A 13,423-nucleotide genomic window follows, 5' to 3' on the forward strand; every position below is an offset into this window, starting at 1 on the left:
TTGAATTCTTCCCCGGCCGGGCTTTCGTCAATCATGCGGCGCTGGTTCACCACGTCCTGCAGGCCGTAACACATCCAGGCGTCGGCGGCTTCACCATCGCGCCCGGCACGGCCGGTTTCCTGGTAGTAGCCTTCGATGTTTTTGGGCATATCCAGGTGCGCCACAAACCGGACATCGGGTTTGTCAATGCCCATGCCAAAGGCGATGGTCGCCACCATCACAATGCCTTCCATGCGCAAAAACTGGTCCTGGTTGGCTTGGCGGACTTTGGCATCGAGCCCGGCGTGATAGGGCAGCGCGGCAATCCCTTCGTCACACAGCAGGTTGGCCATGTCTTCGACTTTTTTGCGTGACTGGCAATACACCACGCCAGCATCCCCCAGGTGTTCATCACGAATGAAGCGCAGCAGCTGCTGGGTGGCCTCGCGCTTCTCGACAATCGTGTAGCGGATGTTGGGGCGGTCAAAGCTGCTGATGAACAGGCGCGCGGCCTGCAGTTGCAGGCGTTCGATGATGTCAGCGCGCGTCAACGCATCAGCGGTGGCGGTGAGGGCGATGCGCGGCACACGGCTGTAACGCTCGTGCAGGACCGTCAGGGCACGGTATTCGGGGCGGAAGTCATGCCCCCACTGGCTGACGCAATGCGCTTCGTCAATGGCAAACAGGCTCAACAGGCCACGCTCTTGCAGCGAATCGAGCTGGGCCAGAAAACGCGGGGTGGTGACCCGCTCCGGCGCGGCGTACAGCAGGGTGATGTCGCCGCGCAGCAGGCGGCGTTCGACCTGCGCCGCTTCTTCATTGGACAGGGTGGAATTCAGAAACGCCGCGCTGACACCGGCCTCATGCAGGGCGCCGACCTGGTCGTGCATCAGCGCAATCAACGGTGAAATCACCACCGTGATGCCCTGGCCGGCGCGGGCGCGGCTGATCGCCGGGATCTGGTAACACAGGCTCTTGCCGCCGCCGGTGGGCATCAGCACCAGCGCGTCACCCCCTGCGACCACATGCTCAATGATGTCGCGCTGCGGCCCGCGAAATGCCTGGTAGCCAAAAACTTCCTGCAGGATGGATTCGATGGACAAAATGTTTTACTATCGTTTTTATAGCTATGAGTGATTGTTTTACGCGGGCTAGAGGCCAAAAATGCCTGTAACCTGGTCAAAAACCGCCGTTGTGCCTTGCGCCGCAGCGTTATTGTCCCACCCGGCGGGGACCAGTTGACCAGGAGGGCTGCGCTGACCGCGGTCAGGCCGGATGGCGGTTTTGGGGCCCGCTATGATTCCCAAAATGGGGTTCGCTTTTACCCCTTGGACACCAACCTATGCCATTCTCGGAATCTGATCGGAAAGTGCTGCTCGCGGTCAAAGGCGTTGGCCCGACGGTTGTCAAGCGGCTGGAACAACTGGGTTATGCCTCCCTGGCCCAACTCAGCCAAGCCGACGCGCGGGACATTGTGGTGCGTGCGGCGTCGCTTCTGGGTTCAACCTGCTGGAAAAACAGTCCGCAAGCCAACGCGGCCATTGCCGAGGCCATCACCGCAGCGGCAGCGTTTGAATCACAGCGTGCGCGCTCGCCCAAGGCGCCAGCACCCGGTCCCAGCCATCCGGAGGTCTTTCAGGCGCTGCCCAATCTCGGTCCCAAATCCAATCAATTTTTGCAGGAAGCCGGCATCAGCTCCCTGGAGCAGTTGCAAAAGCTGGGGGCTGTCGCTGCCTACGCCAAGGTCAAGCGGGCCAACCGCAGCGCCTCACTCAATCTGCTGTGGGCGCTGGAAGGCGCACTGTCCGGGCTGCCTTGGCAAGAGGTGGCCCGGCAGCATCGGACCAGCCTGTTGCTCGCACTGGAACAGCACGAAAGAAGCCGTTAACCCCCGGCACTTGAAGGCGAGTCACCCCGCTGCAGTACCAGCGGCCGTTCTTCAAACTCGGTATTGAGCACCACGGTGCTGGTGGTGCGCGCCACGCCAGGAATGGCCTTGATCTTGTAGAGCACCTCTTCCAGCGCCCGCGCGTGGGTGGTGCGGATCTTGGCCAGGAAGTCATACTCACCGGCCACGCTGTGCAATTCCAGCACTTCGGGCAAGCGCCTGAGTTCCGGGGCAATGTCGCGGCAGTGGATGCCACCATCGTTGCGGATGGCGACAAAGGCGGTGAAGCGCAAACCAACCGCTTCCGGCTGGATACGTAATGAAAAGCGCTCAATGACACCCCGTTCAATCATCTTCTTGACCCGCTCGTGCACGGCGGCGGTCGACAGCTCCACCTCAGCCGCCACTTCGGCATAAGAACGGCGGCTATCTCCACCAAGCGCCGTAAGAATTCTTGAGTCAATATCGTCTATCAGTATATTTTCTTGCATTGGATGCTATTTTCTGTAAAATTCACACACATTGAAATTTTTCCGGAATTTATCCGGTTTGAAGGCACTTATGGAAGCTATTTTCAATAAGAGTAGGGCAATTGGCAGGACATATCAAGTCGCCAGCGCGCTGCTCATCGTCTACATCGTTTGGGGCACCACCTATCTGGCGATCAACATCGCGATGCAGACACTCCCCCCATTGTTGATGAATGGCACCCGCTTTGTGGTTGCCGGTGCTGTCATGCTGATTCTTGCCCGACGGCTGGACGTTGCCTGGCCAACCCCCTTGCAGTGGCGAAACAGCGCCTTGATTGGCGCCTTGATGACTTTCGCCGCCATGGGCATGGTGGTTCTGGCCCAGCGCCTGGGCATTGGCTCCGGGCTCATGGCCACGGTAGTGACCAGCATGCCGATGTGGCTGGCCTTATGGACACGCCTGGGTGGCGAACGGGTGCCGGCCACCAGCTGGCTGGGCCTGGCCTTGGGTGTCGCCGGGGCGCTGGTTCTGTCCCTGGAAAAAGACTTCAGCGCCACCTGGTTGGGCAGCCTGTGTGCCTTTGGTGCGCCATTGTGCTGGAGCCTGGGTTCGTATGCCTCACGCAAGCTGTCGCTGCCGCAGCCGTCCATGGCCTCGGGTGCGCAATGGCTGATTGGCGGCGGTCTGGGCCTGGTGGTTTCCTTGATCTTTGAACCGGAAGCGGCCAGCTTTGAACTCGCCAACGTCAGCCTGGCCTCGGCCATCGCCTGGCTCTATTTGCTGGTTCTGGGCACTTTGGTCACCCTCAACGCCTATTTGTGGTTGCTGCAAAACACCAGTGCCGCGGTGGCGGGCAGTTACTCCTTTGTCAATCCGGTGGTGGCGCTGTGTGTCGGGGTGCTGTTTGGCGGGGAAAGCCTCACCGGTTGGGTGTATCTGGCCATGCCGCTGATTCTGCTGGCGCTGGGACTGATCCTCTACGGCGCGACCGCAGTAAGGTATGGCCGAGCCTGGATCCACCGGCGCAGGTAAACACAACTGGCATGGCCGCGTCAGGACGATGCGGTGCCAGCAAAACCCGGTTACAAAATTGGCTTTCCTCTCTGCGCCGACAGGTCCACAATGAGGTTTTTGATGTCCAAAGAGGTCCATCATGAAACGTCGTCATCTCTACACCCTGGTTGCTGCTGCCACCCTTGTTTTGAGTTTGCCGGCTTTGGCGGCGGGGAATAGTGGCGGTAACGGTGGCGCAGGCGGTGGCAATAGCGGCTCCCGTGGCGGCGGCAACGATGGCAGTGGCAACCAGGGCAACGCCAACGCCGGGGCGCCACCAGAGGCAGGCACCAAAGGCAAATCCAGCCAGACTGGCAAAAGTACCAAGGCCGGCAAGACGGTTGCCCAGCAACTGACGGATCGCAAACAGTTGTCCACCCAACTCGGTCAGCTCTTGCCTGCGGGCACAGACCTGCAGGCCGCAGCCGCCGGGTTCAAGAACCTGGGCCAATTTGTCGCGGCCGTACATGTCAGCAACAATTTGGGCATCCCGTTCACCGACCTGAAAACCAGGATGATGGCCGGCGCCAGTTTGGGGACCTCGATCAGAGCCTTGCGTCCCGAGGTCAATGCCACGGCCGAGGCTACCAAGGCCCAGCGACAAGCCAAACAGGACCTCGCTGCCAATCGGTAACCCCACTTTCACCGAGACCACCATGAACTCCAGGCTCTTACCCCTCATTGCCGTCGCGGCCACACTCTTGGTCAACACATCAGGTTGGGCCGCCAAACCAGAATGGGTTGAGCATGGCAAAAACAAAAAAACCGCAGCCCAGCAGGAAGCCACCGTTCAAGTCCAGATCGGTGCCTACTTTGGCGATGACCAGCGACAAGCCGTGCGTCTGTACTACGGCACCCAGGCCTCCAAGGGGCGCTGCCCACCGGGCCTGGCCAAGAAAAAAAATGGCTGCCTGCCGCCCGGCCAAGCCAAGAAGTGGGTGGTCGGCAAGCCCCTGCCGTCCACGGTGGTGTGGTACCCCGTCCCCAACGAAGTCGTGGTACAAATTGGCTTGCCCCCCAAGGGCTACAAATACGTCCGCGTCGCCAACGACATCCTCCTGATCGCCGTGGGCACCAGCCTAGTGGTGGACGCCATCGAAGACTTGATGCGGTGACAGGGTTAACCGGCAGCTTTCTACAATAGCTGCCATGACCACCCCGACCTACACCCGCGGCCAGGCGCTGCCCCACATCCTGCAACAACGCATCCTGGTGCTCGACGGCGCCATGGGCACGATGATCCAGCGCTTCAAGCTCGACGAGTCCCAGTACCGGGGCGCGCGTTTCAAGGACTTCCACAAGGATGTGAAAGGCAATAACGAGCTGCTGAGTTTGACCCGCCCGGACGTGATCACCGACATCCACGAGTCTTACCTGGCTGCTGGCGCCGACATGATCGAGACCAACACCTTTGGTGCCACCCGCATCGCCCAGGCTGACTACGACATGGCTGACCTGGCGTTTGAGATGAACCTGGCCTCAGCCAAACTGGCGCGTGCCGCCTGCGACAAATTCTCTACCCCCGACAAACCGCGCTTTGCCCTCGGTGCGCTCGGCCCCACGCCCAAAACCGCCAGCATCAGCCCCGACGTGAATGACCCCGGCGCACGCAATGTCACCTTTGAAGAGTTGCGCGCCGCCTACTACGAGCAGGTGAGTGGCCTGGTACAGGGCGGCGTCGATGTGCTGCTGGTGGAAACCATTTTTGACACCCTCAACGCCAAGGCGGCGCTGTTTGCCATTGACGAATTTTTTGAAGCCAGTGGCGAACGCCTGCCGATCATCATCAGCGGCACCGTCACCGATGCCTCCGGCCGCATCCTCTCGGGCCAGACGGTGACGGCTTTCTGGCACAGCGTGCGCCACGCCCAGCCGCTGGCCATCGGCCTGAACTGCGCACTGGGGGCCACGCTGATGCGCCCTTACATCCAGGAACTCAACCGCGCCGCGCCCGATACCTTCATCAGCTGTTACCCCAATGCCGGCCTGCCCAACCCGATGAGCGACACCGGCTTTGACGAAACACCCGAGGTCACCAGCCGCCTGGTGGGCGAATTTGCCGCCGAGGGCCTGGTCAACATCGTCGGTGGCTGCTGTGGCACCACCCCCGCACACATTGGCGCGATTCACGACAAGGTAGCCCCGCTGGCCGGGCGGGTGCTGCGAAAGAATTACTTCTACAAAGAAGCGGCCTGAAGCGTGAAGGTGTTGCTTTCACTGTTGATTAGATTCCTGATGCAACCGCGTTTTTGTCAAATGCATTAAGCACTGGCTTAAACTCATACTATGTTTGAGACAAAAACCTATGACGACCCTGTCGTGCTTTCTCCTGCGATTCGAGCTCGGTGGGCGTTCCTGGAAACCAGTTCTGCTGCCGCAGTCCTCCGCTCAGTATGTCCTTTGGAGTGGAAGGATATTACCGAGGTTCTTGGGGCATTTGTGCTTGACCCGATTCATTGGCTCAAAAAGGGGGGCAACCGTGGAGATATCGCGAAGACAATTGACGAAATGTTTAGTGCGCGGGGATGGAGAGAAACTCGCGTTGACTTGGTGACGCAAGGCGTCCTGCTATCGAAAAATTTGGAAGTCATAGAACGGTTGCCACCAGTCGAGCAAGAAGGTTACTTGGTTGATAACTTCAAGGGGCGTGTTGCTTTGGACGTTGAGTGGAACGCAAAAGACGGTAATTTGGATCGCGACCTCTCAGCTTACCGGGCATGGCATGAAGCGGGCGTGATATCTGCTGCGGTGTTGATCACACAAGATCGCGTGGGTTTGAAGGCACTTGCCGAAACACTGTGGGCAGATTACCAAGCCACTTTATGCACGAACCAGCGGAGTTCAAAATTGCCAATTGACCTGGGAACTTCTACTACAACCAACCTAGAAAAAGCCGCTCTGCGGGTACGGCGTGGCGTGATGGGAACTTGTCCTCTGCTGATTGTCGCTGCGACGCAAGATACGTGGAACGGCAAACCCTATTCCGCAGCCTGAAACAGGTCGGCATCAGATGACCAAGATTGGGGTGTCCGGCCTCGCGGACGCATATGCGCTCCACCCGCTTGAAGCAAAGCCCGCACACGTTGAATAGAGTAGCCTGTTTCATCGGAAAGCTGACGAACGCTCTGCCCTGATTGGTACATCGCTCGAAGCCTCTCTCCCAGCATTTCAGCACGTGCAAAATCTACATGTTCATTAGGCAACAGCGGCGGCAAGATCGGCCCCCCGGCGTAGCCTTTGTGTACAGCGCCACGAGGTACCACTTCATCGGAAGACTCATCACCCCAGACAGTCCATCCCGAACGTTTGTGTCGAGCGAACATCTCAAGATAAGCACCGGGAGAGCAAGACTCAATCAAATCATATTGTTCGTCGGGCTTGCGCGAATGCTCTCGTTTTCGGGTCTCAATCATGTTGACCTGCGACCTGCCTGGTGCCAATGTCCGCATTGAACCGCGAACACCAAACAGCAGCAACTCGGTCACATTTCTGAAATAAAAGCCAACACCCCGCCCATCTGGACCCCCATCAATGCGTCGCTTGGCCCACACAATATTGCTCACATATCGAAATCCCCAAGCAGACATAACCTCTAACCCATCGGGAAGCAAGGCGTTGGGTACCCATAGATATAGATGCGCATTGGGTGCAAGTACATCCTTCACCTTCAATGCTTTGATGGCATCAAGAGGCAATGTGGAATACCGATCAAGTCGACGGTGTTCAGGTGCAACTTTGCCGGTACGGTTAGAAAATCGCCATGGCGGATCGGCCAGGACAGTGGAAAACCCGCCGACGATTTCTGGGAGTGATGCAGGTTCTGATTCCGGTCGAAGAGGCTGAGAAGTCATGGTGCATGAGTGTAAAGCATTAAGATCTAAAAAAAGATCTTTCTCAAAAAAGAAACTTGAGTATATATGTTTATTTATACAGCATCAACTTTGCAGACAATGGCGACAACAATAAAACCCGAGAAGTTAGGAGTGCCAAGTTGCAAACGTTTCGGATACAAACTTCGTAATCAATGTTAAGGCCGCGCCCGACACCTTCATCAGCTGTTACCCCAATGCCGGCCTGCCCAACCCGATGAGCGACACCGGCTTTGACGAAACACCCGAGGTCACCAGCCGCCTGGTGGGCGAATTTGCCGCTGAGGGCCTGGTCAACATCGTCGGTGGCTGCTGTGGCACCACCCCCGCACACATTGGCGCGATTCACGACAAGGTAGCCCCGCTGGCCGGGCGGGTGCTGCGAAAGAATTACTTCTACAAAGAAGCGGCCTGATCCCTGGCCAGGTTCGCTTCTGGCCTAACGCATTTCAAACGCTTCCTGGTGGAACGGCAAACGCAGCCCCATGGTGCGCAGGCCGCCCCGCAGGGCGTTGGCCAGACCGGCCGGGCCGCAGTACCAGATTTCAGCCTTGCTGGACACGCCCAGGTCAGCCGCTGTCAGTGTGGCCCCCTGCCGCGCGCCATGGATGTGCAGACGCACCGACGGCAAGGTTGAACACAGCCCTTCCAGACGCGGCACAAACGCATCACCGATCCGGTCACGGGTGCAGTAATGCAGGTCGGCAGTTGGTGCCTGGTCCGGGTTGGCCTGCAGCGATTCCAGCCAGGCCAGGAACGGGGTCACCCCAATACCGCCGGCAATCCAGATCTGCCCCGCCTGCTGGTTGCAGCGGGCCAGGTCAAAGCGGCCGTAAGGACCTTCCACCTCCACCCTTTGCCCGACGCGCAGGCGGCTGGCCAGACCCCGGGTGTAGTCACCCAGCGCCTTGATCTCAAAACTGACGGTGCCATCACCATGATCGGCACTGGCAATGGTGAACGGGTGGGCACCTTCCTTCGGGTCGAAGGTGACAAAGGCAAACTGACCCGGGCGGTGACCGCGCCAGCCACGCCCCAGGCGGCAGCGCACGGTGCAGATGTCAGGGGCCGGATAGGCCAGGCCCATGATCTCACCCGTCGCCTTACGCCCCTTGCCAATGCTCTTCAACAGCGACCGGACGGCGCCATAGACACCGGCAGCCAGCAACACCGCCAACAACAGCCCCACAGGCTGGGTCCAATAGTCCGTCGGCGACAACAGGGCCGCATGCAATGCCAGCATCAGATACAGCACCGGCATGGCGCTGTGCAGGATTTGCCAGGTGCGGTAGGGGAATTTCTTCCACAGTGTGATCACCAGCATGGCCAACACGGCATAGATCGCCCACTCACCCATGTCCTCGGCCAGACGACGCAGCACCTCCAGAAAACCACTGAACTTTTCCTTGGGCAGGCGACCGGCCCGCCCCACCATCGCTTTGATGATGTCGTCGGACATTTCGATCAGCCAGTGCAGTGCCGCAAACACGACCGACAGAATGCCGGCCCATTTGTGAATGCGGTAGATCCGGTCCATCCCACCCAATGGCGCCTCCAGCCAGGCCGGGCGGGTGGCCAGAAACATCACCAACGACATCATCGCCACCGAAACCAGCCCGCTCAGATACAGCGCCTCCTGGCGGGTCAGCCACAGCAGGCTGGCGCCACTGGGCGTGGCTAGCGTAAAAACATCCCAGCTCCAGGCCAGGGTGACCAGGGACAACAGGCCGACGATCAGGGTCTTCATGACAATGCGCTCAAAATGGTTGGATGGGTTGAACAAGGCCTCAGGCGGGAGCCTGGAAGGAGGATTTACCGGCCTCCCGTGCCCAATGGCAACGGGGTTGGCACCAGGTCGTCACGACAGCGGCGCTTGTTGCAATCACCACTGGTGTAACGGGCATCATCGTCACCACGCAGGCGCTCGCTTTGACGACGGTCCATCAACTCACCGGTTTGGGCGTTGACGTAAAGCTTGATCCGCTCACCCTGGCGGCCAGTGGCGCGCACTTCATAAGCGCTGTTCTTGAGCTGGATTTTTTCGATGTTCTGGTAGCCGGCAGCGGCCAGTTTTTGCACCACTTGCGCCACCGGTAACGAAGGACCGGCGTCCCACCGTGCCCGGTTGTCATCGGCGCTGGCCGGTGTGATCCAGGCACTTGCCGCAGTCAGTGCACTGGCAGCAAGGACGAAAGAAAAAAGTGTAGACAGTTGTTTCATGATGGTGATGGAATGGCTTGGTTTGATTGGCAGCGCCATGGGTGAATTCTGTGGCGCCGGGCTTAATCTGGACTTAAGTGCCTGTTCATCTGGCGTTCAGCTTGGGGCAGGTCATCGGTGTTTATTCATCGTAGTAACCCCGCGCGGCATCCAGATGACAGGCCGCGCAATTGGCCTTGCTCTGGACCTCCTTGTGTTTCCACTCCCAGTCGGGCACCTTGCGGTGTTTGTCATTCCAGCTGGACAACGAGGTGATGCGCAGAGGCGCATCGGCGCTGGAGACGCCGCGCAGCAGCTTGCCGCTGAAATTGCGCCCGCCGGTATCCCCCGCCTGGGCCGTGAGGTAGTCGGTGATTCTTTTGGCACTGGCAGCGTCCACACTGGCATCTTCACCAAAGTGGTTTTGCAGGTCCCCCATCATGCGCTGCCAGGAGCTCGCCGGCAGCATGGCCGGCGCAAACACCAGGTGGCAACTGCCACACTCCTGGGTGACCACCGGATCGGTCACCGGCGGGTAATAGTGGCCGCCACCGGCCTGGGCGCGACCAAACAACAGGGCGGAAAAACCGACAAGCAGCAGGCCCAGGGCCAGCGGACGATAGGGAATGTTCATGGTGGACTCCTTGGTGATGGGTGGGGACTGGGGTTACTGGCCGAACATGAAGCTCAGCCAGTCGCCCTTTTCACCGGCTGTGCATTCACGCCCGAGCACTTCCATGCAGTTGCGTTTGAACCATTTCTCAACCTTGGCCGGATCGCTGTAGCGGGTGGGTGTGACCGACACGGCCATCGGTTCCAGGACTTTGCCCAGGGGCGTGCGCCCGGCAGCACGCGCGTCCCGGCCATGGCAGGTGGCGCAGGTCGGGGTGTCGGGTTTGCCGGTGGTGAAAACCTGCCGGTGCAACACCGCCCCCCGGTTGGCTGAAAAGCCGTCAAACGTCGGGCTGGCTGCCTTGGCGGCGCCGGCATACTGGTTGAGCACATCGTCACGCGGCGCGGCCAGGCTGCACAGAGGCAGCGTCAGCGCCAGGCTGGCGACAAGCAGAGTGGATTTCAGGGAATGATGCATCGTGAATGGCCTCGGTTGGTTCAACATGAGGCGTGACTATGCGCAGCATCAACTGAACGGCACGTGAACCTGTCGTTCATCCTGCGTTCAGCTTGGCCGCGTTATAAACAGGGCATCAACCCGTCGGCTCGCCCCATGACCATGCCCAACCGTTCCCCCACCCGCCCTTGGCGCAGCCGTTTCCTGCGACTGTGGACAGCCGTGCTCGTGGGGGCCAGCGCTGTGAGTTGGGCCGGCAGCGACCACGACCGGGCCCGCCAGGCCACAGAGGCCGGTGAAATACTGCCACTGCGCACCATCCTGGAACGGGTACAGCGCGACTACCCGGGACAGGTGCTGGATGTGGAACTGGACCGCAGTGACAATCACGGCCCGGCGCGCTGGATCTACAAGATCAAGCTGCTGCAAGGCGGCGGTGCACTGGTCAAGCTCAAAGTGGATGCGCGCACCGGCGCCGTCATCAGCCAGAAATCCAAGGACTGACATGCTGCGCCAAAATACCCCTATCACTGGAGATCATGGTCCATGCGTATCCTGATTGTGGAAGACGAACCGACCCTGCGCGCCCAGGTGGCCGAAGGTGTCCGCGCTGCTGGTTATGTGGCCGATGAAGCCGGCAACGGCCTGGACGCCCTGCACCTGGGTGACACCGAACCCTACGACGCGGTGGTCCTGGACCTGGGGCTCCCCCAGATGGATGGCATCTCGGTATTACGCAAATGGCGGGCGGGCGGCCGGGTGATGCCGGTACTGATCCTCACTGCGCGTGATGGCTGGCACGAGAAAGTGGCCGGCATCGATGCTGGCGCCGACGACTACCTGAGCAAACCCTTCCACATGGAAGAACTGCTGGCCCGGCTGCGGGCGCTGATTCGCCGCGCCGGTGGCCATGCCAGCGCAGAACTGGTGTGTGGCCCGCTGACGCTGGATACCCGTCACAACCGCGTCCTGGTCGCCGGCCAGACACTCACCCTGACCAGCCATGAATACCGGGTGCTGGCCTACCTGATGCACCACGGCAATGAGGTGGTGTCACGCAGCGCGCTGATCGAGCACATTTACGCCCAGGACTTTGACCGCGACTCCAACACCGTCGAGGTTTTCATTGCCCGGCTGCGCAAGAAGCTGCCGGCCAACATGATCGAAACCGTGCGCGGTCTGGGCTACCGGCTATCGGCCCCAGCATGACCCTGTCAAACCTGCGCGGCTCGCTGCGTGTCCGCCTGCTTGGCGGCACGCTGTTCTGGATTGCGGCCTCGGTGCTGGTGGCCGGCTGGGGTTTGAGCAGCCTGTTTCGCCAGCATGTCGAGGCACAGTTCCAGGCCGAGTTGACCAGTCATCTCGACCAGCTGACCGCCCAGTTCACGCTGGACGCCCAGGACCAGCCGACCCTGGCGCTGCCGTTGAGCGACCCGCGCCTGACCCGCCCCTACTCCGGCTACTACTGGCAGATCGACCGGCTCAGCGACGTGGCCTCGGGCGGCACACCCATCGCCGGCCAGCTGCGCTCGCGCTCGCTATGGGACCATGTGCTGGTGGTCTCCACCCTGACCCCGGCGGATGGCCAGCTCCACACGGGCCGGGTATCGGGGCCGCAAGGTGAAATGCTGGGCATGGTGGCGCGCCGTGTGCGCGTGCAGGACGACCCGACACGCCCGCCTCGGACGTTTCGCCTGATCGCCGCCGCCAATGAAAGCTTCTTCTCCGAACCGCTGGGCCATTTCAATGGCCTGCTGTGGCTGGCGCTCGGGCTGCTGGCGGCCGGTCTGGTGCTGGCCGCCGTGGTGCAGGTGGTGGTGGGGCTGGCACCGCTGCGCAGCCTGCGTACCGCGCTGGCCAAGGTGCACAGCGGCGAGACCCAGCGGCTGGAAGGCAATTTCCCCCAAGAAGTCATGCCCCTGATCGAGGACTTCAACCACGTGTTGACCCAGAACGCCGACGTGGTGGCACGCGCCCGCACCCAGGCCGGCAACCTGGCCCACGCGCTCAAGACACCCCTGTCGGTGCTGGCCAATGCCGCCAGCGACCCGCACACCACCACCGCCAGCCTGGCCCCGCTGGTGGCGGAGCAGGTCGCCGTCGCCCGCCAACAGGTGAACTACCACCTGGCCCGCGCCCAAGCTGCGGCGGCCAGCCGGCTGCCCGGCGCCAGGACAGCCTTGCTGCCTGCACTCGAAGGGCTGGTACGGGTGATGGAACGCGTCCACGCTGAACGCGCCATCACCATCACGCTACAGCCCATGGCCGCGTCCCTGGCGTTTCGGGGAGAAACCCAGGACCTGCAGGAAATGCTGGGCAATCTGTTGGACAACGCCTGCAAATGGGCTCGCCAGCGCGTCGAGGTCAGCGCCCGCCAGCAGGACACCACCCTGCGCCTCACCATCGACGACGATGGTCCGGGCCTGGCCGCAGCCCAGCGCGAAGCCGTGATCCAGCGTGGCGTGCGCGCCGACGAGCAGGTGCCGGGGTCCGGCCTGGGACTGGCCATTGTGGATGACCTGGCGCAGCTGTATGGCGGCCAGCTGGTGCTGGGCGACTCACCGCTGGGGGGTCTGCGGGTCGAACTGGTGTTGCCCGCCCTGGGGTAAAACCAGGGCCAAGCCGTCACCCCGACGCCGGTTAGCCCTTAAAATCAACCTCCTTCCAAGGAGCGTTGCAGCGGGCCACATGGCCGGTCAGGCTTGGATCGTTCCCAACGACGCTCACCTGACTTTGATTTTGTCCACAGGTGAGTCGCATGTCTGAAATTCTTGTCCCCCCCATGAAATTGTCCGGCCTGGAGCCTTTGACCATTGGCATGCCCGCCGCCGTCGATGCCGCCCCCAGCGCCACCTTTGTCAACGTCGGTGAACGCACCAACGTGACCGGCTCCAA

16 protein-coding genes, 1 pseudogene and 1 riboswitch are annotated in these 13,423 nt (G+C 60.9%); of the genes and pseudogenes, 10 read left to right on the forward strand and 7 right to left on the reverse strand.

Annotation, left to right across the window (positions count from 1 at the left end; translation table 11 throughout):
• Window positions 1-1,085, reverse strand: a 1,085-nt coding sequence (locus PHW99_RS15330) for an ATP-dependent DNA helicase RecQ (protein WP_300179487.1), incomplete at its 3' end; no start/stop codon positions are given.
• A gap of 236 nt (window positions 1,086-1,321) precedes the next feature.
• On the opposite strand from PHW99_RS15330, the gene PHW99_RS15335 reads away from it, so the two are divergent.
• Window positions 1,322-1,867: a TfoX/Sxy family protein gene (locus PHW99_RS15335; protein ID WP_300179443.1), complete on the forward strand. Its 546-nt coding sequence runs from the start codon at window positions 1,322-1,324 to the stop codon at window positions 1,865-1,867.
• Here the strand turns inward: PHW99_RS15335 and PHW99_RS15340 are convergent.
• Complete coding sequence (locus PHW99_RS15340; RefSeq protein ID WP_300179446.1) at window positions 1,864-2,358, reverse strand: Lrp/AsnC family transcriptional regulator; 495 nt, start codon at window positions 2,356-2,358, stop codon at window positions 1,864-1,866. The genes PHW99_RS15335 and PHW99_RS15340 overlap by 4 nt on opposite strands.
• Window positions 2,359-2,428: 70 nt before the next feature.
• On the opposite strand from PHW99_RS15340, the gene PHW99_RS15345 reads away from it, so the two are divergent.
• The 5 genes from PHW99_RS15345 to PHW99_RS15365 all read left to right on the forward strand — a co-directional run bounded on the left by PHW99_RS15345 (window position 2,429) and on the right by PHW99_RS15365 (window position 6,385).
• Window positions 2,429-3,370: an EamA family transporter gene (locus tag PHW99_RS15345; protein WP_300179449.1), complete on the forward strand. Its 942-nt coding sequence runs from the start codon at window positions 2,429-2,431 to the stop codon at window positions 3,368-3,370.
• Between the two features lie 121 nt (window positions 3,371-3,491).
• Window positions 3,492-4,025: a hypothetical protein gene (locus PHW99_RS15350; protein WP_300179452.1), complete on the forward strand. Its 534-nt coding sequence runs from the start codon at window positions 3,492-3,494 to the stop codon at window positions 4,023-4,025.
• A 22-nt stretch (window positions 4,026-4,047) separates the two neighbouring features.
• A complete protein-coding gene (locus PHW99_RS15355; RefSeq protein ID WP_300179455.1) occupies window positions 4,048-4,506 on the forward strand; it encodes a DUF1236 domain-containing protein in 459 nt (152 codons plus the stop codon).
• Between the two features lie 34 nt (window positions 4,507-4,540).
• A complete protein-coding gene (locus tag PHW99_RS15360) occupies window positions 4,541-5,587 on the forward strand; it encodes a homocysteine S-methyltransferase family protein (protein ID WP_300179458.1) in 1,047 nt (348 codons plus the stop codon).
• 90 nt (window positions 5,588-5,677) lie between these two features.
• Window positions 5,678-6,385, forward strand: a complete 708-nt coding sequence (locus tag PHW99_RS15365; protein WP_300179461.1) for a BglII/BstYI family type II restriction endonuclease — start codon at window positions 5,678-5,680, stop codon at window positions 6,383-6,385.
• On the opposite strand, the gene PHW99_RS15370 is transcribed toward PHW99_RS15365, so the two are convergent.
• Entirely contained in the window at window positions 6,370-7,242 is an 873-nt protein-coding gene (locus PHW99_RS15370) for an MT-A70 family methyltransferase (RefSeq protein WP_300179464.1), read from the reverse strand. The genes PHW99_RS15365 and PHW99_RS15370 overlap by 16 nt on opposite strands.
• A 190-nt stretch (window positions 7,243-7,432) precedes the next feature.
• Here PHW99_RS15370 and PHW99_RS15375 point away from each other — a divergent pair.
• Window positions 7,433-7,675 (forward strand): annotated as a pseudogene (locus PHW99_RS15375) (homocysteine S-methyltransferase family protein); the annotation flags it as partial.
• Window positions 7,676-7,699: 24 nt separating this feature from the next.
• Here the strand turns inward: PHW99_RS15375 and PHW99_RS15380 are convergent.
• From PHW99_RS15380 to PHW99_RS15395, 4 genes are all read right to left on the reverse strand, one after another.
• On the reverse strand, window positions 7,700-9,007 hold the full coding sequence (locus tag PHW99_RS15380) for a ferric reductase-like transmembrane domain-containing protein (protein WP_300179467.1): 1,308 nt from the start codon (window positions 9,005-9,007) through the stop codon (window positions 7,700-7,702).
• Between the two features lie 65 nt (window positions 9,008-9,072).
• Window positions 9,073-9,480: a PepSY domain-containing protein gene (locus PHW99_RS15385; protein WP_300179470.1), complete on the reverse strand. Its 408-nt coding sequence runs from the start codon at window positions 9,478-9,480 to the stop codon at window positions 9,073-9,075.
• 121 nt (window positions 9,481-9,601) lie between these two features.
• Entirely contained in the window at window positions 9,602-10,093 is a 492-nt protein-coding gene (locus PHW99_RS15390; protein WP_300179473.1) for a diheme cytochrome c, read from the reverse strand.
• Window positions 10,094-10,126: 33 nt separating this feature from the next.
• Window positions 10,127-10,549 carry a DUF1924 domain-containing protein gene (locus PHW99_RS15395; RefSeq protein ID WP_300179476.1) on the reverse strand — a complete coding sequence of 141 codons (423 nt, stop codon included), beginning with the start codon at window positions 10,547-10,549 and terminating at the stop codon, window positions 10,127-10,129.
• 63 nt (window positions 10,550-10,612) lie between these two features.
• On the opposite strand from PHW99_RS15395, the gene PHW99_RS15400 reads away from it, so the two are divergent.
• From PHW99_RS15400 to PHW99_RS15410, 3 genes are read left to right on the forward strand one after another with little or no spacing between them, the layout of a single operon-like run.
• A complete protein-coding gene (locus tag PHW99_RS15400) occupies window positions 10,613-11,032 on the forward strand; it encodes a PepSY domain-containing protein (protein WP_300179479.1) in 420 nt (139 codons plus the stop codon).
• Window positions 11,033-11,074: 42 nt separating this feature from the next.
• On the forward strand, window positions 11,075-11,737 hold the full coding sequence (locus PHW99_RS15405; protein ID WP_300179482.1) for a response regulator transcription factor: 663 nt from the start codon (window positions 11,075-11,077) through the stop codon (window positions 11,735-11,737).
• Window positions 11,734-13,137 (forward strand): sensor histidine kinase, encoded by a 1,404-nt coding sequence (locus PHW99_RS15410; protein WP_300179485.1) that lies wholly within the window; start codon window positions 11,734-11,736, stop codon window positions 13,135-13,137. The genes PHW99_RS15405 and PHW99_RS15410 overlap by 4 nt, the downstream gene beginning before the upstream one ends.
• Before the next feature lie 51 nt (window positions 13,138-13,188).
• Window positions 13,189-13,260: riboswitch (S-adenosyl-L-homocysteine riboswitch) on the forward strand.
• Window positions 13,261-13,423: the final 163 nt, after the last annotated feature.

The sequence above is a fragment of the Rhodoferax sp. genome (assembly GCF_028689305.1).
GTDB lineage: Bacteria > Pseudomonadota > Gammaproteobacteria > Burkholderiales > Burkholderiaceae_C > Rhodoferax.